This window comes from Peribacillus aracenensis, assembly GCF_025175645.1.
GTDB lineage: Bacteria > Bacillota > Bacilli > Bacillales > DSM-1321 > Peribacillus > Peribacillus aracenensis.
In genome coordinates this window covers 93,382-115,631 of the sequence record NZ_JANZMJ010000008.1, presented here as the reverse complement: position 1 = coordinate 115,631, position 22,250 = coordinate 93,382, and the positions used below count along the sequence as shown (strand labels likewise).

Sequence of the window (22,250 nt, the reverse complement as noted above, 5' to 3'; positions counted from 1 at the left end):
ACGTTAGGAAATCTTCGCTGAATATGTATTTTTTTATCGAATACGTGCCTCGCTTAAAAGTATAACGCAATTTATGTGGGTTTGCATGGCTTTGAAAACGGTGAAGGCCAACTTGAACGAAGTTTTATATATAGGTAGAAAAGGAGGGGGAACCGACCTGAAAATTTATTAAAAAATTTTTTAAAGGGTGAATTAATAGAGTATCCATTGTGAAATAGTGGATTACCTAGCATAATATAGGGTAAAAGACGCACGGATGGAGAAATCATGAAAAACACATATTTACTTAGCTATTTACCAATTATTTCAATCCTATTATTCAGCCTCTCCTTTGCCATTTATGGAGAAATGCAAATGCTCAAGTTATTTGGGAATTTGGGAATCTACCAAGGGATGCTTGAGTTCTTTTCTGAAACCGGCATCAAACTGGCGCTGCTGATCGTATTGCTCCTATCATTCTTCATGGTTTTCGCTGCATTGAAGCTGATCTCCGATACGATATTGGAGCTGTCTTTATTATTCTTTTCCAAGGATTCGGAGGGTAAAGCCCTTACCAGTGTAAGAAAGGGAGCGGTCATATATGTGATTGGCGGTGCCTGTTCATTGTTCAGTGTTCAATTCATCATCGCGCTTGGGTCGATCTTTATCGCAACGAATATTGTGGCTTTAATTTATTTTGTCAATAAGTTAAGCCCAAGCCTGGACTTATCGAGGCTGGTGGGATTGGTCTTCTTTCCAATCTTCGCTTGGACGGCACTGATTTCAATTGTCGCTTATGCGGGATTGAAGCTTTATAACAGCGTCATTGCAAGTCTTCCCATATAGCAAAAAAGAAGGTGCCATCTCGGCACCTTCTTTTTTCATTCGGCAGTCTGGCTGATATCCTTCCAAATCAATACATGGGGTGATTGTGAATAGATGGATTGCAGAGTGGATGGCTTGTCTCTCCCAACCCAAACCCCCGTTGTATAGTTTGCTGTCAGACCGACAAACCATATGTCTTTCACATCATTGGTCGTACCGGTTTTCCCGCCGACATAATCCGTAGGAAAGTAGGCTTTGCGGGCTGTCCCGGAAAGGGCCGTTTCGTGGAGCAGCTGCCGCATCTTGGCTACGGTGCCTTTGCTCCATATCTCCTTGGAACGGTCTTTCCATTTATAAAGGACTTTACCCTCTTGATCGGTGACTTTAGTAATGGCGCGCGCTGGCTGATAGTTTCCGTCATTGAAGGAAGTATAGGCATCCGTCAGTTCTAGGGGACTCATGCCATATTCGAATCCGCCTATGGCCGAACTTGTATGGTGGTCTTTTTTGCTCACCTTATTAAAGTCGAAAGCATCCAGGTACTTGAAACTCGTCTCAACCCCCGTCTTTTCAAAAATTCTTATGGCGGGTGTGTTATAGGATTGAGCGAAGGCAGTTCTTATTGAGACCATCCCGTAGCTGTCACCGCTATAATTCTTTGGGCAATAGCTATTGCTGCAATAGCTAGCTCCACTAACGAGCTGATTGATGTCAGCACCCGTTTCTTCTAAGTAGGGAGCATAATCGAGAAGTGGCTTAATGGCTGACCCTGGCTGCCTATAGCTTTGGTATGCCCGATTGAAAGAATTTTTTTTATAATCCTTTCCCCCAATCAAAGAGACAAGCTCGTGCGTATGATGCTGTATAACCACTAAAGCTCCCTCGATATCATTGACACCGAGTTTGGATTGAACAGCAGTCTTTGACTGTGTTTGCAGTTTAATATCGAGGGCGGTATGGATGGTTACACCGGAATTCAAAAGCTTTTTTATCTTTTTATCCAGCTCGGCTTCTGCCTGCTTACGGATAGTGATATCAGGGCTTTGCAGAGTTTTGTCGAGACCCTCGGAGGATGAAACCAGGTTTTTCAATTCCTGATGAACATACGTCACGTAATCGGGATATAAGTCGACTGGGGTGGACAAGTCTAATTTAATCGTACTTTTGATAAGTTTTTCGTACTCGTCCTGTTTTAAATCATCTTCGGCCACCATTTGTTTCAGTAATCTCTCCTGACGCTGTTTCGTTGCATCGAAATGTTTAAGAGGATTATAGTTTTCCGGATTATTAGGGATTGCGGCCAGGAAGGCAAGTTCCGCCTTGGATAACTCTCCAGTCGGTTTACTGAAATAATATTGGGAAGCAGCTTCGATTCCATATGCGCCATTACTGAAATATATGGCATTCAAATACAGCTCCATGATTTCCGGTTTTGATTTTTTTCTCTCTATCTGATGGGCATAAATGAGCTCACTGAGTTTTCGGTTATACGACCTATCATGTGAGAGATAAACATTCCTGGCCAGTTGCTGGGTAATGGTACTGCCTCCTTGTTCAATTGCTTTATTTTGTGAATTGATAAGAAGCGCCCTGCTTATGCCGGATATGTCAACGCCCGCATGATCATAAAATTTCTGATCCTCTGTAACGATGAACAGATTTTCCAGGAAAGGGGGGATGTCTTCAAGTTTTAGGTAAGTTCGTTTCTCACCAGTGGAAATTTCACTGATGACCTTTCCATTTGCGGCCTTCATGTAACTATTCTGAGCCAGTTTTATCGATTCAATGGGAATTCGCTCGTCGAGTACATGATAGGGAGATTGCGCTACGGACCACTCCCGATAAGAAAGGAAAATGGAAAGGATCAGTATGGGAACTAAGAGGAAAATCGTGATATAACCAAGATACGTGCGCATAGTTCAACTTCCTCACTAATATATTTTTAGTATGTCCTTGGATTGAAGGGATGAAAAAATGGTACTTTTGGTCCATTACTCCATCATAATCCAAATAAGGTAGACAATAAAGAGTTTTGGGTAAATTAGGTATGACGTCAGGGTCCGTATCCGAATGGTATGTTACGATCCTAAGAAAAAAATTTCTAAATCTTCTGTTATAATGAGAAAAAAACCATTTTTTGTTTATATGTTGATGTCAGGAATATGAAGGGGGTCATAAAAATGGAGGAACAACAGCAATATGTATTCATTGATTTTGAATTTACGATGCCGGAAGGAAAAGCCAATCCAGTAGGGTTTTATCCGGAAATCATTGAGGTTGGTTTAGTCACCGTCATTAATGAGACCATTCAGGAACAATTCTCATCTTTTGTTAACCCGATGAAATTTCCAGTTTTGACGGGGAGATGCAAGAAGTTCTTGAACATTGCCCAGGATCAGGTGGACCGGGGGATTTCATTTGAAGAGCTGGTCACTTTATTGAAGAAAATAGATGAACAGCACCCGACGACGATTGTGACTTGGGGAAATATGGACATGAAGGTGCTTCGCCAGAACTGTCAGAAAGCAGGGTTGGATTTCCCCTTTTCAGGGAAACAAGTTGATCTTTGCCTGGAGTATAAACGCTTTTTCGGGGATCAAAACCAAACCGGACTTTGGAAAGCTGTACAGGCCTATGGCAAAGAAGGGACAGGCAAGCATCACAGGGCGTTGGATGATGCCATTACGACATATAATATCTTTAAGTTAGTAGAGAAAGATAAAAGTTATATGAAAAACCATGAACCGACGACAATTGGCGATCGCATTGATTTATCAAAGGTATTGAATCATTTAGCGTTATAAAAGCCAAATCATATACTACTGATTTGGCTTTTATCATGTTTTATTTGAAATAGTCTGCTGCTAGATCTTCAAGCAACTGCAAGCTTTTATCATTCCACTCTGTTTGGGCTTCGCTTAAAGTGCTTTTCATTTTCTCAACAGCTTCTCTTAAGGATTCCTTATACTCAGGAATCTCCTCATCAAAGTTCTTTACCATATTCTTTGGGACATTGGTTTGCTCCCGGAATGCCAGAGCACGCCGCTGATGGAACATGGACACTTCCGTTTGCTTCGGGTTATGAAGATCTCCCTGCATGGGATGCTTCAAGACAGCCAACACTTTAACAAGATATGCAGCAGGTCTGATATCGGTGACTTCCCCGATGTATTTTCCAGTTTTATATATGGCGGTAACCTTATCGCCTATTTTAAAATCCTGTTCTGACATTTCCCTACCACCTTTCTTTTAACTTCCTTCATGATACATAAGAACAACGACTTTTCACAGCGAATTTGTTCAATTTCGTAAAGATGCTTTTTTTATGAAAATCGTGTAAAGTGTACAAATGAAGATGAAAAATGGTGTTTCATGCCATTTTATTTTAAAAAGAAAGAGGTTATATACAATGACAAACTTTCCACAATTAACAAGTGAAGTTTTGGAAAATGAAAAAGCGGTCATCATGCAAACGACGATGGGCGATATTAAAATTAAACTATTCCCTGAACTGGCTCCAAAGACAGTGGAGAATTTCTTGACACATGCTGAAAACGGTTATTACGAAGGAATCATCTTCCACCGTGTCATCAAGGATTTCATGCTTCAAGGCGGAGATCCGACAGGGACTGGAATGGGTGGAGAAAGTATCTGGGGAGCCCCATTTGAGGACGAGTTCTCCATGCAATTATTCAATTTGCGCGGAGCTCTTTCCATGGCTAATGCAGGCCCGGGAACAAACGGCAGCCAATTCTTCGTCGTACAAGCCCAGCATGTGGACAGCAGGATGGGTGAGCAAATGAAGCAAGCCGGTTATCCGGAGGAAATCATCAGTGCATATATGGAACAAGGAGGCACACCATGGCTGGATCATAAACACTCTGTTTTTGGACAAGTGGTCGAAGGCATGGACGTTGTTGATACGATTGCCAACGTGGAGACAGTTGCGGGAGACAAGCCAGCAGTGGACGTGGTCATAAAAGGGATCACCATTTTATAAATAAAAGAAAAGCGGGGGGCTTACTGCCTCTCGTTTTTTTATGTTTTAGTGGATTACGCCCACTAGTGGATTGTTCTGGTAATTGATATAATGGGATAATGCAGTTTAATTCCCTATCAGGAAGGATGTATCGGATGGACTTTCTCAATCATGCTTTACTGGGTTTGTTTCTTTACTTTCCAGAAGACAAGACTGAATATATCTCGGCTGGTATAACTTGCTTCATTTTTTTAGTGGCAGCCGTTTTTACGATGAGGGCAATTATAAGATATTCAAAGAAGGAAGAAATGAAAACCAAGCAATTCGAAGATGAAGTCACCAAAAGGAACCAGCGAATGAAGGATGATACCATTTCTTGATCCTGGACATACCAGCAATTGCGAGCCACGTTTTTTTGATATGGATTATCTGAATATGAATGGTATTATGCTTTTGTTAGAAGGTAGAGAAGAATTAAATGTTCCCTTATCAGCATAAGCATTTTATACTATGAACATAGAGATAGAAATTTTGGGGGCGTAATTGGTTATGCAAATCATAGCGAAAAGAATGATTGCGGCAGATACGGTTAAGGACTTTTTCATTCAGCACTGGGAGACGACTCAAGTCGTTTTTTCAAGAGGCTTGTTTCATTATGCGGAACTTGAGGGTGTTGGGGTGATGGACGAGAATGAAAAAATCACGGGGTTGGGAACATACAAATTATCCGGCCATGTTTGTCAGATCATCTCTTTGAATAGTGAGCAGGAGAATCAAGGTGTGGGCTCATCGTTGCTTTATGTGATGGAAAATATCGCTAAGGAAAAAAATTGCCATACTATTAAAGCGATTACAACGAACGATAATCTACAGGCATTGAAGTTTTTTCAAAAGCGTGGTTATGTCATCTCGGAAATCGTTAAAAATGCCGTTGAAGAATCACGGAAAATCAAGCCCGAAATACCATTTTACAGTTTTGATGGAATTCCGATCAGAGACGAGATAATACTGGAGAAATACTTATAATAAGGTGAGATTCACCTGGATTTTGATAGGGGGAATAGGGATGTTTAAGAAAATGGCGGCGGATGCCCTTGGTCTTAGTGATATTGGAAGTGTGATTAAGCCTGCTGATTATGACAAGGTGGATGCAGATGACTATATCATGCATGAAGATGGGGAAAAAATTTATTTCCTGATCAAATCGAAATCCGATGAATATTGTTTTACGAATCAAGCTTTCATACATTTGGACGGCACAAGTGCCATAAGCAAAAAGCGTACACTTACAAGGTATAGCTACAGCCAGCATAATATTTCCAACGCTACACTTGAAACCGCAGGGACCGTGGATTTAGATGCGGAAATTAAATTTTCGATCGGTGCAAAGACTTTCTCGATTGATGTCCATAAGAAATTCATTGAAGAATTAAAAGACTTATTCAAATCACTCGTGAAAATCTCGGAAATTTGCCATGAGAATGAGTATGCCCTTCAATATGCCCAGCAAAGCGTAAACCTTGCTTCTTCCACTTTGAACCAGGTTCGAACTGATGGAAGCCAAATGGCTGCAAGTTTCAAGGAAATTAATTCTGCAGCTTTCGAATGGTTGATGGATAGCCGGAAAAAGTACCATGTTAAAGATTTCGGCTTTGTTTTCGAGAAATATATCAATAATTAAAAAAGGAGGCGAACACGGAATGATGTGTCCGCCTTCTTTTTTAATTGTTCAAATCACTCAAGCCAGGGCTATGTTCATTTGGCATATCCGGCATTTCAGGGACAGGGAATCCTTTTGGCGGATCGGTAACAGCAAGGTTTCCGCCATTTCGGCTCGGTGTCTCCCCTTTGAAGATCTCGCCGATTTGTGTTTGGTCCAGCCTGAAATTGAATTGTGCATTATGGTAGCCTAAATCGACATATTTGCGGCATTCAGGATATTTGTTCAAATCATAATTAGGTACAGGGAAGATTTTTCCCCAGTCAACCCCAAGCGTTTCTAATGCCTTGGCAAATGCATTTTGGTGGGCATTGTCGCGCACCATTAAAAATGCCAGTGTTTCGCGCATAGATTTATTGGAACTCATTTCATAAATCCTGGACTTTTGCAGGACCCCCGTGGACTCAAGTATGACATTGTTCAAAAGGTTAGCCACAAGATTACCGTGATCATAAACCCATGATCCATTCCATGGATTGCCGCCAGCATCGACGGGCAGGGATGCTTTCGCACCAATGATGAAGTGATGGGGGTTTGCGCCGCCTTTGATGACTCCATCCAATGGGGCGCCATCGGTAGCGGAATCTCCAGGCATATTTCCGCCAGCACCATTCAGCAGCTGATTGATGGTTGATTGGACAAGTTCAATGTGGCTAAGTTCCTCCAAGAAAACTCCACGGAGTAAATCACGATATTGTTTAGCCTTGCCGCGGAAGTTTGCGCTTTGGAAAGAATACTGCATCATCGTCCGCATTTCACCGAATTGCCCTCCAAGCGCTTCCTGAAGTACTTTTGCTGCATTCGGATCAGGATTATCGGGAACGATCATATTGATTAAGTCTTCTTTATAGAAATACAATTGGAATCCCTCCTTGAAGTTAATATTCCTAAGTTAGCTTCTGTTATCTGAATTAAATTATCCCTAAGGTAAAAAGTACCTTTATGGAATGATGGGATGGGAGAAATACTAGAGGGAAGAACGATTTTGAAAGGATGTTGCACATGCTATCCAATCAGCAGCTTAAAGAATTTCAACAGCAATTGCAGCAAATGAAACAAGAGTTGGAAGAGCGATTAAATGATTCAGGCAACTACGATTTAAGAAGAAGCTTGGAGGATTCGACAGGTGAGTTATCGAGTTACGATAATCACCCCGGAGATGAAGGAACCGAGTTATATGAACGGGGAAAGGATCTAGCCCTTTCCGAGCATGATCGCGATGAAATAAGGGATATTGAACGAGCGCTTTCCGCCATTGAGGCAGGTGAATATGGAAAGTGTGAGGTTTGTTCAAAGGAAATACCTCTTGAACGTTTGAATGCCATCCCTACCACAACTTATTGTGTCGAACATACCCCATCACAGGAAACTTCGGACAATCGGCCGGTGGAAGAGGAAGTGCTTGGACCCCCATTTGGAAAGTTCGATTATGATGACCGTCACGAATCGGTTGCATACGATGCGGAGGATTCATGGCAGGATGTTGCCAGTTATGGAACATCTGAATCGCCTTCCGATTTTGTAAATCCGCCAAACGATTATGAAGATATGTATGTCGAGTCCGAAGAAAATATCGGATATGTCGAAAATTATGAAAACTTCGTTGGTGTGGATCTATACGGTAAAGAGATAACGGTTTATCCAAACTCCCAATATCAAGAATTGAAGGAAGAACTTTTTGAAGAAAATATTCAAACCTCGTTTGGGGATTTGCCACGATATGAGCATGATCCTTATGTCGATGAAGAGAAAGATTGAAAAAGAAGAACCAGGATTCTAACCCTGGTTCTTCTTTTTATTTATGAAAACGCCAATTTCAAACGGTTTAGCCCTTCCATCAGGACGCTGCGTGAACAACCGAGATTCATTCGGACGAAGCCTTCCCCGCCAGGTCCATATTTTGAACCAGGTTCCAATGCGAGCTTCCCTTGATGGATCAGTCGATCCTTGATTTCCTTGTCGGTCAATCCAAGATCACGGCAGTCAATCCATAAAAGGTAAGAAGCTTCCGGATGCATGACATGCAGTGAAGGAATTTCGGCAGCAATGAATTCCTCTGCCACTTTTATATTTTCCTCAATATAGCCAATCATTTCTTCAAGCCATTCCAGGCCCTCTCGATAAGCGGCTTCCATTGCTGTTAAGGCAAAGATGTTAAGACCATGGAAGGCCAGTTTCGTTTGCGCCTTTTGCAGTTGCTTCTGCAATTTTTCATTACTGGCGATCAGGAATGAAGCCTGAATGCCGGCAATATTGAATGTTTTGCTTGGCGCCATTAATGTAACGGTTATGTCTGCCAAATCTTTTGAAAGCGAGCCGATCGGATAATGCCTTGATGTTTTATGGAATAAATCAGCATGTATCTCATCACTGACGATGACTACATTATATTTTGCACATAACTCCCCGATTCGTAACAGTTCGCCCTTTGTCCAAACGCGTCCGCCCGGGTTATGCGGACTGCAAAAAAGGAATAGTTTCACTCCGCTTTTCAGCTTGTCCTCAAAATCGGTGAAATCAATCTCGAAGCGGTCCTCTTTCATGATAAGGGGACTATTGACCACGACCCGGTCATTATTTTTGATCATATCAAAAAATGGGGTATAGACTGGAGATTGTAACAATATTTTATCGCCCGGGTTCGTGAATGCTTGGATCGTTGTACCGATTGCAGAAACGACGCCAGAGCTAAATGAAATCCACTCTTTATCGATTTGCCAGGAGTGCCGGTCTTTAAGCCAGCTTTGAATTTCGGTGAAAACCGTTCCAGAAGGGACCGTATAGCCGAAAATTGGATGGTTCAAACGTTCCATCAATGCCTTTTGAATGCCCTCAGGAGATGGGAAGTCCATATCGGCAACCCACATCGGGAGAACATCTTCGCGACCATATAATGATGTGAGCGAGTTTTTATCCCATTTTGCAGACCCTGAGTTTTCCCTGTTTATTTGTTCTTCGAATATTGACTTGTTCAAAATATCCACCACCGAATAAAAATTTGTCATTTCGCGAAAAGCTTGTTGTTATGATACTATGAAATCATGTTCTTTGAAAATATTGAGCAGGTGATGATTACATGGATACACAGCAAATGAATCTAGCGTTGGTTGCCGTATTGCAAGAATGGGATCCATTCAAGATAGGATGGGATCTTTATGAGCCGGAAATTGCAGATACGGTCGTAGCAATCCGGGATATAGATGAACCAAAGGAACTGGCGGAAAAAATAAAATCCATTTACGAGTTCTCGTTCGATGAATCCGTTCAGATGGAAAAGTGCCTTGAAGTTGCACAACAGCTGCTCATCATAAAAAATGATGCCAGCTGTTCGATCTAAAGGTGAAAAAGGGTGTACCCATCAGGGGCACCTTTTTTAGGTTTTTTTTGCTCTTTACTCGTAGTTTGTGCAGTATACTCGTGAATTTACGTTGGGGTGGCCACTCCAATAAACCCTTTAATTAATTGATACACTTCTTCCGGTTTCTCCTCTGGAAGAAGGTGCCCGGATTCCTCAAGGACAACAAGCTTGGAATTAGGCAGGTCTTCATGGAGCCTTTGGCCAATATTCAATGGCACAACTCGATCATGCCTTCCCCAAATAAGCAGGCATGGGGTATGAATATCACTAAGGTCCTCCTTTAATAAATCGACTTCCTTGTCCCGAAGCATCCTCCCCAATGCCCGGAAAATATCATGCTTCTTTATGAAGGGCCCTAGATACCCCTGCCGCATTTCATCGTCAATCATGGCCGGGTCATGGACGACATTTTTCAAATTCTTTTCGATACCTGATTTTTGTAGATACCGTTTTATCCCGAATGAAAAGAAGGGCAGGTAACTGACCATCTTCATTTTCTCCGAATAGCTGGGCTGATAGCCTGAACCAGCAAGTAGAATGGCATGGTCGACAAGCTCAGGATACGATTTGATGAGCTGCAGGGAAATCTGCCCGCCCATGGAATGTCCGATGATGCTGAATTTCCTGATGTCTTTTCCTTCTAAGAACATAACGACTGATTTGGCGATGTTCCGGAATGAATATGTATATCGATAATCTTTTCCGCTTTGCCCGAATGGCGGGAGGTCTATGGAAATCACATTGTATTCCTTGATTAAATAGGGCACTAATTTACGGAAACTGAAGCTCGACGACAAAAATCCATGAAGCAGGACAAGGGTGGGTAGGGAATCGTCGATTCGGTCATATTCAAAATAGATATCCATATTACCCACCTGTTCGACGCCTTTGATTGTATGACTTTCCATAAAAGCTCCTCCTCCGTAATTGGTCAATAATAAAAATCCATGTTTTCCTTGATATTCCAAAAAAGGTCCTTTAATACTGTTGCATAACAGTAATTGTAATAATAACTATGAAAAAAGACAATTACTATAACAGGTCACGAACCAATTTTGATATAATAGTGTAAGTTTATCCTGACAGAATAGGACTTATTAAATTATATTGTCATATAGGTTTTTAAAAATGTCTAATAAGGTAATTCGTGAGACTATCTGCCAGCCAAACCATCACATCTAAATTAGTGAATTCCAAAAGGGGGGTTTTCCAATGCACTTGAATGAAGAGGAATTGGAAGTCTTGAGAATCATTGAAAGTAACAGCCGGATTGATATGAAGGATTTGGCTAAAATGACCGATCAAACAGAATCGGACATTGAAATTACATTGAAGAAATTAGAAGATATGCGGGTCATTGTCCGTTATTTAACAGTCATTAACTGGGCTAAAGTGGATGAATACCATGGTGTCACAGCTATGATCGATGTAAAAGTCACTCCTAAACGCGGCGTCGGTTTCGATGAGGTCGCAAAAAGGATTTACAAATTCAAAGAAGTCCAGTCCGTTTATTTAATGTCTGGGGCTTATGATCTTTCGGTCATTGTCGAAGGACGTTCGATGAACGAAGTGGCAAGCTTTGTTTCGGAAAAGCTTTCGACACTGGATTCCGTCATTTCTACGACGACTCACTTCATTATGAAAAAATACAAGCATGATGGCACTATTTTCGAGCAAACTGAAGAAGATAAGCGGATAGTGGTGTCACCATGATTAAAACGAGTTATGTTTCAAAAACGGTTGCAGAGATTAAACCTTCAGGCATCCGCCGTTTTTTCGACTTGGCTGCCAATTTGGAAGGGGTCGTCTCCCTTGGTGTGGGTGAACCGGATTTCGTTACCTCTTGGGCAGTGAGGGAAGCGGCGATCAACTCCTTGGAGGAAGGGTATACCTCTTATACGGCCAATGCCGGATTATATGAATTAAGGTCGGAAATCAGCGGGTATATGGAGAAGCAATTCCATGTTTCGTATAGACCGGAGGATCAAATCATCGTCACGGTCGGAGCAAGCCAAGCCCTCGATATTGCCCTAAGGACTATCTTGAATCCGGGTGAAGAAGTCATTGTCGTAGAACCGTGTTTCGTCGCCTATGCACCGCTTGTGACCATGGCAGGGGGAATACCGGTCACGGTCCAAACATCCAAGGAAGATGATTTTAAGTTGACTCCCCAACAACTCGAGGCGGCAATCACGCCTAAAACGAAGGCTGTATTAATCTGTTCGCCGAATAACCCGACGGGAACCCAGCTTGGGCAGGAAGAATTAGTGATGCTTGCTGACATCGTTAAAAAGCATGACTTGCTGGTGATTTCTGATGAAATCTATGCAGAACTTGCATATGATGAGACATTCACTTCTTTTGCTGCCATTGACGGCATGCTTGAGCGGACAATAGTCATCAATGGGTTTTCGAAAGGGTTTGCGATGACTGGATGGCGTCTTGGGTTCGTTTGTGCACCAAAGGAAATTTCCGAAGCGATGCTTAAGCTTCATCAATATGCTATGATGTGTGCGCCGACCGTTGCGCAGCATGCTGCATTGGAAGCTTTAAAGCACGGAATGCAGGATGTGGAGGAAATGCGCCGCAGTTATCGAAGAAGGCGAAATTATATCGTGAAATCATTTAACGATATGGGGCTGGATTGCCATAATCCTGGCGGGGCTTTTTATGCATTTCCTTCAATCGAGAAAACGGGAATGACTTCAATGGAATTTGCTGAAAAACTTCTGACGGAAGAACTTGTAGCCGTTGTGCCGGGTGATGTATTTGGGGAAAGCGGCGAAGGTCATATCCGCTGTTCCTATGCATCCTCGATGGAACAGCTTCAAGAAGCGCTTAGAAGGATGGAACGTTTCATGAAGAATCATTGCAAATAAAAGCAAAAAAATAGGGATCCGGCCGTTCCAAGCAGCCGGATCCCTTTCCATAGGGGGAATTAGAAAAAAGAGTTAATCTAATGGATTAACATAGAAAGTGTTAATCATAGTATATCCAGTACCCTGAAAAAAAATACACATACTATGACCCTTTTTTTGAATTAAGCTTGTGTATTATATAAAGTATGCATAACATTCAGAATTTGGTCTTCGCTAAAGTCCTTGGCTGTTCTTAGAATGAGCTCCGCTTTTTTTGTTCCGATTTCTTCAATCAGTTTTTTTATATCCTCGTCGATACCAGCAGCGTTCCCAGTTTGGGCATCCTTCAGGAATTCTGAAGCAGGAATGTCAAGAACGGTGGAAAGCCGTAGAATGGTTTGTGTATCTGGAATCGATTCACCCGATTCATACATTTCTATCTTCTTCGTGCCGATTCGTAATTTCAAAGCAAGTTCCTGTTGAGTGAGGTTGTGATTCTCTCGGTATTGCCGGATATTCTTCGCGATATTTGACATAGTCAGACACTCCTTTTTCAGGAAATATATTTTCTTCTTGTCACTATTTTACCATATTATTACTTAAGGGAAGTCACGGAATATGTAGGTTTTGTGAAAAAAATGCCGCATCGAGAAATATCGAAACGGCACGTCGGATGTTAAATGAGATTAGTGGACTTAAGGAATACGAGTATGATCATGATCGGCACGACGTAGCGAATCAGGAAATACCAAAGTTTAAAAAGTGATCGGCCGGAATCAGGGCCAGATTCGAACTCCTTTTGTACCTCGATCCTTTTCATTTGATAGCCGATGAAAAGAGATATGAACAAGGCACCTACTGGCAGCGCGATATTGCTTGTCAGATAATCAGCGAAATCGAATATGGATAAATTGAAAATCTTCACATCCGAAAGCACCCCAAATGATAATGCACTAGGAATCCCAATCAGGAAAACGGTGATACCAGCTATCCAAGAAGCCTTCTTCCGCTTTGCAGCATCACCCTTGATCATGGCTGCAACGGTGATTTCGAGAATGGAGAATGCCGTCGTAAGGGTGGCAAATAATAATAATATGAAGAAAATGAACATGAAGATCCCGCCAAGCGCCATTTCATTGAATACGGCAGGCAACACGACAAAAACCAGTCCAGGCCCGCTTGAAGGGCTGAAACCCAGTGCGAAAACGGCCGGGAAGATGACCAAACCTGCCAGCAAAGAAATGAAGATATTCAGTCCAACTACCGAAAAGGCCGATTTTGTAATATCTTCTTTTTTACTTAAATAGGATGCGTAGGTTACCATCACGGAAACACCGACACTTAGTGCAAAGAAGGATTGGCCAAGTGCCAATAGGATCGTTTCCCCTGTTAATGCGGAAAAGTCCGGCTTCAAGAAGAATTTAACACCCTCCATCGCTCCATCCAGAGTCAAGGAACGGATAAGAAGAATGATGAAAAGGATGAACAAGGAAGGCATCATATATTTATTAGCCTTTTCAATTCCCTTGGAAACCCCGCCTTGCACGACCCAAATGGTAAAGACCATGAATAATAACTGAGCGATAACCGTTTCATATGGATTACTGATTATCGTATTGAAGAAGTTCCCATATTCTTCTTGCGTCAAGTTTGAGAGAGAACCTGTAAAGCTTCTTGCTAAATACGAGATGATCCAGCCTCCGACAACACTGAAGAAGGAAAGAAGAATGATTGAAGCGACGACACCGCCATATCCAATCAACGCCCAAGGCTTTCCAGGGGCGATATGTTTATATGCGCTAATGGCATCTTTCTGTGCATTGCGGCCAATCGTGAATTCCGCTATTAATATCGGTGCACCGATAAGTATGGTGAATAAAATGAAGAGCAGGAAGAAGGCCCCTCCGCCATTTGCCCCAGTCATATATGGGAGCTTCCAGATGGCGCCTAATCCAATAGCGGATCCCGCGGCTGCTAGGATGAACCCAAGTTTTGAAGTCCATTGATCTTGTTTTGACATGATGGAAAAACTCCTTTGGATGTAAAGAATATCTAGCTGTATAATACTTATTTAAAACATTTTCTCATCTTACTATGATTCTGGGGAAATGGGTAGTGCTCACTATTGCAATCTTTAGAAAAATGAGCAAATATTTAAGGGGAATAGAGGTTATTTGCAAATTTTTAGGATAAGTTATACATAAAGAACTTATAATATTTATTATTTCCAAAAAACAAACATTTTTAATGAGTAAAATCCCAAAAAGTATGGTATACTTAACTTTGATTATTTTCCAATTATGTGATATAATTTTTTATTGCGTGAAAAGACGAAAAAATATATATAAAATAGGAGTGTTACCATGTCTGAAAAATTCGAAATTGGTGCGGTAGTTGCTGGTAAAGTAACTGGTATTCAACCATACGGTGCATTTGTTGCTCTTGATGAATCAACTCAAGGTTTAGTTCATATTTCTGAAATTACTCACGGCTTCGTTAAAGATATCAACGAACATTTAAAAGTGGGCGATGAAGTGAAAGTTAAAGTGCTTTCCATCGATTCAGCTGCTGGAAAAATCGGCTTATCGATCCGCGCTACAGAAGAAGCTCCTGAGCGTACTGAAGCTCCGAAAAAAGCTCCGAAAAAACGCCAAGCTTCTGTTAAAGCGACATCTCACATCGAATCTACTGAAGGTTTCAACACATTGAAAGACAAACTTCAAGAGTGGATTGAACAATCTCAACGCGAAGACTTAATCAAAAAATAATTTTGGGAACCGGCAGATCCTTCGATCAGCCGGTTTTTTTTGTCCAGTGGGGCATATGAATGAAATAAAGCCGGGTCATGTGTTTATCCATGGCCCGGCTTTATTTTATAAAACATAAACAGTGCGATGACATCAACGAGTCGGTTTAGTTTCAGGCTCTCTGGAAATTTCAGGGCTTGGTTTAAAGAGAAGACCAAGATTAATGAGACCGGCGATTCCAACCAACCCATAAACGATACGGGCTAATCCAGCACCTTGCCCCCCGAAAATCGAAGCGACCAAGTCAAATTGGAAAAAACCTATTAATCCCCAGTTGATTGCCCCAATTATTGTAAGAACAAGTGCAGTTCTTTGTATTCCACTCATTGTACTGCCTCCTTTTTTTTGAAAAAAATCAGTTCTTTATTTATCATGCTTTTTCATCATATAAATATACATCACTCCAAAAGTTCCGGGCGGATATTTTGTATTTAAATGGAACATTGGTCATAATGAATAAAAGAAAAACTAGCACATACACTTTGGGCAATTCAAAAACGGAGTCAATGTGGCATCAATAAAGGAGAGATATCCATTGGAGAATTACACTTATAAAAATCCTACTAAAGTCATTTTCGGCAAAGGTCAGCTTGAAAGCCTAAAAACTGAAATTCCTGCGTATGGCGATAAAGTTTTACTTGTATACGGTGGAGGAAGCATAAAGAAAAATGGCTTATATGAAAAAGTGGTCAATACCTTGAAAGTGATTGATGCAGAGGTGCATGAACTTTCCGGGGTTGAACCGAATCCACGTATCTCGACAGTCCGAAAAGGTGTTGATCTTTGTAAAGAACATGGTATCGACTTTGTCCTGGCTGTTGGGGGAGGAAGCGTAATCGACGCTACAAAAGCCATCGTTGCGGGTGCTAAATATGAGGGGGATCCATGGGATCTTGTCATTAAGAAGGCACCAGTCGAAGAGGCGCTTCCATTCGGAACGGTGCTGACTTTAGCTGCAACCGGCTCTGAGGCGAATTCGGGATCTGTCATAACGAACTGGGAAACGAAAGAGAAATATGGATGGGGAAGTCCATTGGTATTTCCGCAGTTCTCCATTTTGGATCCTGAAAATACTTTTTCAGTACCAAAAGACCAAACGGTATACGGAATGGTCGATATGATGTCACATGTGTTCGAAACGTATTTCCATCCGGAAACGCATGCGCCGCTACAGGACCGTTTTTGTGAATCGCTGTTATCGACGGTGATTGAAACGGCACCTAAACTATTGGAAGACCTGGAGAATTACGAGCACCGGGCTACCATCCTGTATGCCGGAAACCTGGCCTTGAATGGGTCGCTTGGGGTCGGTTACAGCGGTGATTGGGCAACGCATAACATTGAACATGCCGTTTCTGCTGTTTATGACATCCCGCATGCAGGGGGATTGGCCATCTTATTCCCAAATTGGATGAAGCATGTGCTGCATGAAAATGTCGCACGCTTTAAACAAGTGGCAGTCCGTGTATTCCATGTGGATCCTGAAGGGAAGACAGATGAGGAAGCTGCCCTTGAAGGCATTGAAAGACTGAGGTCATTTTGGAGCAGCTTAGGGGCGCCGACCAATCTTTCGGATTATGGCATCGATGACTCACAATTGGAAATCATGGCTGACAAAGCGATGAGCAGAGGGGATTTTGGAAGATTTAAAGTGCTGAACCGTGAAGATGTTCTTGCCATTTTACGGGCTTCATTATAAACAAGTGATATGATCCATTCTCCCGCCTTGTCAGGTGGGAGATTACTTTATATGCATAATTCATTGTTTACTTGATCGATTTCTTGATTATGAGAATTACATCAGATAAAGTGAAAGGGAAACTAAAGAATTCAAGGAGGAATTTGAATGGCCCATATTCGTTTCGATTATTCAAAAGCCCTGCCGTTTTTCGGGGAGCATGAAATTACCTATTTACAGGATGCTGTAAAAGTGGCACACCATTCCCTGCATGAGCAGACTGGGGCAGGCAATGAATATCTTGGCTGGCTTGATTTACCGGCCAATTATGATAAAGAAGAGTTCTCAAGAATCAAAAAAGCGGCGGCGAAAATAAAAGAAGATTCAGAAGTGCTGCTGGTTATCGGGATCGGTGGATCATATCTGGGAGCGCGGGCAGCAGTTGAAATGCTTCAACATAGTTTTTATAACATTTTACCTTCGGATAAAAGAAATGCTCCGCAAATTTTATTTGTGGGTAATAATATAAGCTCTACATATATGCAGGACGTAATGGACCTATTGGAAAATAGGGATTTCTCGATCAATGTCATCTCTAAATCCGGTACGACCACGGAGCCTGCACTGGCCTTCAGGATTTTCCGGAAACTGCTGGAACAAAAATACGGCGTTGAAGAAGCTAAGGGCCGCATTTATGCTACCACTGATAAAGAGAAGGGTGCATTAAAAACGGTAGCGACGGAGGAAGGTTTCCAAACTTTCGTCATTCCCGATGATGTTGGCGGACGTTACTCGGTCTTAACGGCTGTAGGTCTGCTTCCGATTGCGGTCAGCGGGGCGGATATCGATCAAATCATGGAGGGAGCCGAGCGCGCCAGGGTGGACTTCAGTTCTTCCGAGTTAGGCGAGAATCAGGCATACCAATATGCGGCGGTTCGGAATATCCTTTACAATAAAGGGAAAACGATTGAAATGCTGATAAACTATGAACCTGGACTTCAATACTTCTCTGAGTGGTGGAAACAATTATTTGGGGAAAGTGAAGGAAAAGATCAAAAAGGGATATTCCCTTCATCGGCTAACTTCTCGACTGACCTGCATTCATTAGGACAGTATGTTCAGGAAGGACGGCGTGATCTTTTTGAAACAGTCATCAAAGTGGAAAAGGCCCGTCATGAAATCTTGATTGAAGAAGCGGCCAATGACTTGGATGGCCTGAATTACCTATCAGGTAAAACGGTGCAATTCGTGAATGATAAAGCATTTGAGGGTACGCTGTTAGCCCATACGGACGGTGGCGTTCCAAACCTGATCGTAACGGTTCCTCAGCTTGATGCTTATACTTTTGGCTACCTTGTGTATTTCTTCGAGAAGGCGTGTGCAATGAGCGGATACTTACTGGGTGTAAATCCATTTGATCAGCCTGGAGTGGAAGCCTATAAGGTGAACATGTTTGCTCTTTTAGGAAAGCCGGGTTATGAAAAGAAAAAAGCGGAGCTCGAACAGCGCTTATAATATAAAAGGCATCAAGCCGGAACAACATCCTGCTTGATGCCTTTTTTTGTTGAAAGCTAAAGCAGTGCCATCAAGGAAGCGACGAAGAGAGAGGAACTTCACAAAAGCATAAGGGTGTCTAGGAAGCAAACTTTCGCCAATCGAGGGAACAAAAGGGGCATTCGAGGTTTTTTTTAAGGCACTTTGGTTAAGCTAATAGAAAATTAGCGAAAGAGGTTTTATACAATGATTAAAATTTCTTCTCAGTTAGAAGGGAAAACATTCGGTTTGTTCGATCTGGAGACGAAGTTGAAACCGGAAGGATACGTGATAGGCGGGGGATGGGATTATGACCACGGATCTTTTGATTATAAGATTGATGGCAGTGATGGCTACCAATTCTTGCGGGTCCCTTTCAAGGCTGTTGATGGTTCGCTCGATAAGGATGGGGTAATGGTCGAACTATTACAACCGTTTTTGCTATCTCACAAGTACGAGGACGGGATGGATGATGAAGGAAATATCGGAAACCTCTCCGCTTCCTTCAATCAGTTTGCCGAGCCTGAAGATCCGGATGCCGAATTTCCGGAAAACTATATCTCATTAGGAAAAGCGCTTGTCCGTGATTTGGAAAAGCTTTTATTACATTAATCTTCAATGATGAGCAAGATGTCATCACGATGTATGATTACATCTCCAGGGGGCTTGAATAATGTCTTGCCTCCTGTAATGATGCCGACCAATAAAATATCTTGATCGAATAGTTTAACGTTCAACTGTTTAAACGTCAATTCAACCCAGTCATCCTGGACGGACAACTGCTTGATGTTCAATCCATTCCGGTCTGTTTGCTCTTCGGCATCCGCAAGGACCCCCTTCGATAAGCAATCCTGCATATATTCACTCGCAAATTTATTCGTTTCCACGATACCGTCCGCCCCAGCCCGTAAAGCATTTTCCTTTTGTTCATGCGTTAATATCTCCACAAGACAATATACATGAGGATTCAGCCCTTTGACGGCCAGTAATGTTAATATCGAGAACATATCCGTTTGCAGCTCGTCTTGCTTAAGGTCAGCCGTGATCAGGACGCGTACGGCTTGCTTTACATTTGCTTTCTGCAAAACGGAATCCAATGTGGCCTTTCCTTGGATAAAGTGGATATTCGTTCTTGGAAGCGGGTGCTTTTGCAGCGTATCATCTATAAGGACAATGCATTGATGATGGTTACGATCATGAATGTTTTGGATGATTCTCTGGGAACGGCCATTCCAGCCCACAATGATAAAATGCCCGCCGCCGCCGAATACTTTCTTTCCTGTTAGAAATTGCTGTTCATTGGAGATGGAAATCTTTGCAATGTACGCAAAATAAGAGGTAATCAGGCCGGCGCCTGACAAAATGAGGACCATCCCAATGAATTTACCAAGATTTGTAACGGGAGTGAAATCTCCGTATCCCACCGTTGACATAGTTACGATTGCCCACCAGATGCCATCAAGTAAAGTAGGGAATCTCTCCGGCTCCACAAAGTGTATCAAGACCCCGAATGAAAGTAAAAATAATGCGATGGTGGATAGCAACCTGATGAAACGCGGGAATCTGGGAACGATGCTGGTGTATGGACCGATTCGAATCATGTTTTTCACCCCCTTAAGCTGTTCCTTTTAGTATGGTCAAAAAAGGCTTGGCTCATAAGGGTGCGGCCAGACAAACTTTGAATGATGAATATTGGAAAGTTGCCATTATATTTCGGGTAAATGATAAAAGCCTTCCGGATGATGTCGGAAGGCTTTTATGGTTGAGTCACGTATCCTGAACCGGACTTCATGCTCGATGATTGATTATATGCCCGTTTGCGTTTCGGTATTCCTTCATCTTTTTTTAGACCCTTCTCCGGACGTTAAAGTTATCACTGATGAGCAGCCAGTTTTGAGGGAAGGCTAAGCCGAGCTTCCAATAACTCATTCCCCTTAGGTTCAGTTCTTTGATTAAATCGAATTTAGCCTGAATGGATCTGGCATCTTCAAACCACACCTCATGTTTCCTATCCTCTATATCGGTATAGTTGAAGTGCGGGGCCTGTGCGGTTTCATCATACTCGATGGCAACATTATTGGCTGCCGCAATCTGGATGGCCTGCTGCGGACTCACGGCCTTGGCAGTAGATCCCTGTACAAAAGGCAGGGTCCAATCATAGCCATATAGATTCTGCCCCATCAGGATCTTGTTGGAGGGAATATCGGTGACAGCATATTCGAGAACTTCCCGAACAGGTCCAATAGGTGACACAGCCATTGCCGGTCCTCCGCTATATCCCCATTCATAAGTCATGATGATAACGAAGTCGACGATTTCACCATGTGCTTTATAGTCATGTGCCTCATACCAACGGCCTTTTTGCTCCGCACTTGTTTTAGGGGCAAGTGCCGTGGAAATGAACCATCCTTCTTTCTTGAATCGTTCCTTGGCTTTTCGGAGAAATTGATTATACGCTTCCCGATCGGCCGGCCTTAAAAACTCAAAGTCAAAGTGAATATCCCGGAATCCATATTTCTTTGCCGTTGTAACGATATTGTTCAGGAACTTATTCTGAATGGAAGTATTCGTTAAAATGATTCGCCCAAGCTCATCGCTGAATTGGTCATTTTCCTGATTCGTGATGACCATCATCAGGACATTTTTGTTTTCTCTGGCGATGGCAGGGAATTCATTGAGCAAAGGCTCCTTTAAGGAGCCGTCACGAAGCGCCTGGAAGCTGAAAGGGGCTAAATAGGTTAAATAGGGCCCGGCTTCCCTGGCGGCCGTTTCAAGGGCCGGTGCAACCGATGTACCCCGCGGCTCGACATACCCGTTGAATTCGGCGGTCCTTTTCTTTCGTGCCGGAATATAGATCCGGTAACCAACGGATAGGTTTTGATTTTCGGAAATGCCATTTATTTTTGCCAATTCTTGAACAGGGACATCAACTTTTTGAGATATCGAATATAAACTATCACCCGGTTGAACGAAATAATAACTGCCGACGATCGGAATGACAAGGGCCTGCCCCGAAACAAGATTATTTGGGTTAGGGATCTTATTTGATTCGACGAGCCTGTCAACGGTTACGCTGTATGTCTGGGCGATGCCATATAACGTCTGGCCTGGCCTAACCACATGTATTTGCAATTCTTTTCCCTCCTACTGAAAGTTTCCTAACAGTTTATGAGCATAAAAAGAAATTCATGATAAAGAGCTTAGGATTGAGAGAATCCCAAATGGAAAAATTCAATAAATTGGCAATAATAATTTAAGCTTAAAATGCTAATTAATATTAGTAGGAGGTGAAAACACATGGCAAACAACAATAACAGCAATCAACTAGTAGTAGCTGGTGCAGAGCAAGCTCTACAACAAATGAAGAATGAAATCGCTAGTGAATTTGGTGTAAACCTAGGTGCTGACACTACTTCTCGCGCTAACGGATCTGTTGGTGGGGAAATCACAAAACGTTTGGTTCAAATGGCTGAACAACAACTAGGCGGTTCAAACTTTTCTCGTTAATTAATT

The 22,250-nt window shown here is 42.3% G+C and carries 25 protein-coding genes; 15 read left to right on the top strand and 10 right to left on the bottom strand.

All coding sequences use genetic code 11. The annotated features are described in order from the left end of the window. The first annotated feature begins 267 nt into the window (after positions 1-267). On the top strand, positions 268-825 hold the full coding sequence (locus N0M92_RS10730; protein ID WP_260285691.1) for a YufK family protein: 558 nt from the start codon (positions 268-270) through the stop codon (positions 823-825). Positions 826-860: 35 nt separating this feature from the next. Here the strand turns inward: N0M92_RS10730 and N0M92_RS10725 are convergent, their stop codons facing one another. Continuing rightward, the gene (locus tag N0M92_RS10725; protein ID WP_260285690.1) at positions 861-2,720 is read right to left on the bottom strand and encodes a transglycosylase domain-containing protein; all 1,860 of its coding nucleotides are present in this window, start codon (positions 2,718-2,720) and stop codon (positions 861-863) included. Between the two features lie 264 nt (positions 2,721-2,984). On the opposite strand from N0M92_RS10725, the gene kapD reads away from it, so the two are divergent. Further along, the gene (gene kapD / locus N0M92_RS10720; RefSeq protein ID WP_260285689.1) at positions 2,985-3,608 is read left to right on the top strand and encodes a 3'-5' exonuclease KapD; all 624 of its coding nucleotides are present in this window, start codon (positions 2,985-2,987) and stop codon (positions 3,606-3,608) included. Positions 3,609-3,648: 40 nt separating this feature from the next. Here the strand turns inward: kapD and N0M92_RS10715 are convergent, their stop codons facing one another. Further along, on the bottom strand, positions 3,649-4,035 hold the full coding sequence (locus N0M92_RS10715) for a kinase-associated lipoprotein B (RefSeq protein WP_260285688.1): 387 nt from the start codon (positions 4,033-4,035) through the stop codon (positions 3,649-3,651). Positions 4,036-4,213: 178 nt separating this feature from the next. Between N0M92_RS10715 and N0M92_RS10710 the strand changes: the two genes are divergently transcribed. The 4 genes from N0M92_RS10710 to N0M92_RS10695 all read left to right on the top strand — a co-directional run bounded on the left by N0M92_RS10710 (position 4,214) and on the right by N0M92_RS10695 (position 6,464). Continuing rightward, a complete protein-coding gene (locus N0M92_RS10710) occupies positions 4,214-4,804 on the top strand; it encodes a peptidylprolyl isomerase (protein ID WP_034310270.1) in 591 nt (196 codons plus the stop codon). Between the two features lie 134 nt (positions 4,805-4,938). After that, on the top strand, positions 4,939-5,163 hold the full coding sequence (locus tag N0M92_RS10705; protein ID WP_192206910.1) for a hypothetical protein: 225 nt from the start codon (positions 4,939-4,941) through the stop codon (positions 5,161-5,163). A 169-nt stretch (positions 5,164-5,332) separates the two neighbouring features. After that, entirely contained in the window at positions 5,333-5,809 is a 477-nt protein-coding gene (locus N0M92_RS10700; protein ID WP_260285687.1) for a GNAT family N-acetyltransferase, read from the top strand. A gap of 40 nt (positions 5,810-5,849) precedes the next feature. Beyond that, the gene (locus N0M92_RS10695; RefSeq protein ID WP_260285686.1) at positions 5,850-6,464 is read left to right on the top strand and encodes a PH domain-containing protein; all 615 of its coding nucleotides are present in this window, start codon (positions 5,850-5,852) and stop codon (positions 6,462-6,464) included. 40 nt (positions 6,465-6,504) lie between these two features. Here N0M92_RS10695 and N0M92_RS10690 read toward each other — a convergent pair whose 3' ends face one another. Beyond that, positions 6,505-7,362 carry a manganese catalase family protein gene (locus N0M92_RS10690; protein WP_260285684.1) on the bottom strand — a complete coding sequence of 286 codons (858 nt, stop codon included), beginning with the start codon at positions 7,360-7,362 and terminating at the stop codon, positions 6,505-6,507. A gap of 143 nt (positions 7,363-7,505) precedes the next feature. On the opposite strand from N0M92_RS10690, the gene N0M92_RS10685 reads away from it, so the two are divergent. Then, on the top strand, positions 7,506-8,261 hold the full coding sequence (locus N0M92_RS10685; protein ID WP_260285682.1) for a TraR/DksA C4-type zinc finger protein: 756 nt from the start codon (positions 7,506-7,508) through the stop codon (positions 8,259-8,261). A gap of 41 nt (positions 8,262-8,302) precedes the next feature. Here N0M92_RS10685 and N0M92_RS10680 read toward each other — a convergent pair whose 3' ends face one another. Further along, positions 8,303-9,487 (bottom strand): MalY/PatB family protein, encoded by a 1,185-nt coding sequence (locus tag N0M92_RS10680; protein WP_311202542.1) that lies wholly within the window; start codon positions 9,485-9,487, stop codon positions 8,303-8,305. Between the two features lie 92 nt (positions 9,488-9,579). Between N0M92_RS10680 and N0M92_RS10675 the strand changes: the two genes are divergently transcribed. Beyond that, positions 9,580-9,840, top strand: a complete 261-nt coding sequence (locus tag N0M92_RS10675; RefSeq protein ID WP_192206904.1) for a DUF1871 family protein — start codon at positions 9,580-9,582, stop codon at positions 9,838-9,840. Positions 9,841-9,926: 86 nt separating this feature from the next. On the opposite strand, the gene N0M92_RS10670 is transcribed toward N0M92_RS10675, so the two are convergent. Next, entirely contained in the window at positions 9,927-10,769 is an 843-nt protein-coding gene (locus N0M92_RS10670) for an alpha/beta fold hydrolase (RefSeq protein WP_260285678.1), read from the bottom strand. Positions 10,770-11,073: 304 nt separating this feature from the next. On the opposite strand from N0M92_RS10670, the gene N0M92_RS10665 reads away from it, so the two are divergent. Continuing rightward, a complete protein-coding gene (locus N0M92_RS10665) occupies positions 11,074-11,574 on the top strand; it encodes an Lrp/AsnC family transcriptional regulator (RefSeq protein WP_260285676.1) in 501 nt (166 codons plus the stop codon). Beyond that, positions 11,571-12,740, top strand: a complete 1,170-nt coding sequence (locus N0M92_RS10660) for an aminotransferase (protein ID WP_260285675.1) — start codon at positions 11,571-11,573, stop codon at positions 12,738-12,740. The genes N0M92_RS10665 and N0M92_RS10660 overlap by 4 nt, the downstream gene beginning before the upstream one ends. 161 nt (positions 12,741-12,901) lie before the next feature. Here the strand turns inward: N0M92_RS10660 and N0M92_RS10655 are convergent, their stop codons facing one another. Beyond that, positions 12,902-13,255, bottom strand: a complete 354-nt coding sequence (locus N0M92_RS10655; RefSeq protein WP_260285674.1) for a helix-turn-helix domain-containing protein — start codon at positions 13,253-13,255, stop codon at positions 12,902-12,904. 140 nt (positions 13,256-13,395) lie between these two features. Beyond that, positions 13,396-14,739: a sodium-dependent transporter gene (locus tag N0M92_RS10650; RefSeq protein WP_260285673.1), complete on the bottom strand. Its 1,344-nt coding sequence runs from the start codon at positions 14,737-14,739 to the stop codon at positions 13,396-13,398. Between the two features lie 343 nt (positions 14,740-15,082). Here N0M92_RS10650 and yugI point away from each other — a divergent pair, with 343 nt between their 5' ends. Further along, positions 15,083-15,487 carry a S1 domain-containing post-transcriptional regulator GSP13 gene (yugI, locus tag N0M92_RS10645; protein ID WP_034310304.1) on the top strand — a complete coding sequence of 135 codons (405 nt, stop codon included), beginning with the start codon at positions 15,083-15,085 and terminating at the stop codon, positions 15,485-15,487. Between the two features lie 132 nt (positions 15,488-15,619). Here the strand turns inward: yugI and N0M92_RS10640 are convergent, their stop codons facing one another. Further along, positions 15,620-15,853, bottom strand: coding sequence for a DUF378 domain-containing protein (locus N0M92_RS10640; protein ID WP_260285671.1), 234 nt, complete (start codon positions 15,851-15,853; stop codon positions 15,620-15,622). Positions 15,854-16,061: 208 nt separating this feature from the next. Here N0M92_RS10640 and N0M92_RS10635 point away from each other — a divergent pair, with 208 nt between their 5' ends. From N0M92_RS10635 to N0M92_RS10625, 3 genes are all read left to right on the top strand, one after another. Then, complete coding sequence (locus tag N0M92_RS10635; protein ID WP_260285669.1) at positions 16,062-17,225, top strand: iron-containing alcohol dehydrogenase; 1,164 nt, start codon at positions 16,062-16,064, stop codon at positions 17,223-17,225. 147 nt (positions 17,226-17,372) lie between these two features. Continuing rightward, a complete protein-coding gene (locus N0M92_RS10630) occupies positions 17,373-18,719 on the top strand; it encodes a glucose-6-phosphate isomerase (RefSeq protein WP_192206897.1) in 1,347 nt (448 codons plus the stop codon). Positions 18,720-18,944: 225 nt separating this feature from the next. Then, complete coding sequence (locus N0M92_RS10625) at positions 18,945-19,349, top strand: YugN-like family protein (RefSeq protein WP_098371426.1); 405 nt, start codon at positions 18,945-18,947, stop codon at positions 19,347-19,349. On the opposite strand, the gene N0M92_RS10620 is transcribed toward N0M92_RS10625, so the two are convergent. Further along, positions 19,346-20,338 (bottom strand): potassium channel family protein, encoded by a 993-nt coding sequence (locus tag N0M92_RS10620; protein ID WP_260285667.1) that lies wholly within the window; start codon positions 20,336-20,338, stop codon positions 19,346-19,348. The genes N0M92_RS10625 and N0M92_RS10620 overlap by 4 nt on opposite strands. A gap of 244 nt (positions 20,339-20,582) precedes the next feature. After that, positions 20,583-21,869, bottom strand: coding sequence for a glycoside hydrolase family 18 protein (locus N0M92_RS10615; protein ID WP_260285666.1), 1,287 nt, complete (start codon positions 21,867-21,869; stop codon positions 20,583-20,585). A 165-nt stretch (positions 21,870-22,034) separates the two neighbouring features. Between N0M92_RS10615 and N0M92_RS10610 the strand changes: the two genes are divergently transcribed. Continuing rightward, positions 22,035-22,244 carry an alpha/beta-type small acid-soluble spore protein gene (locus N0M92_RS10610; RefSeq protein ID WP_076368100.1) on the top strand — a complete coding sequence of 70 codons (210 nt, stop codon included), beginning with the start codon at positions 22,035-22,037 and terminating at the stop codon, positions 22,242-22,244. Positions 22,245-22,250: the final 6 nt, after the last annotated feature.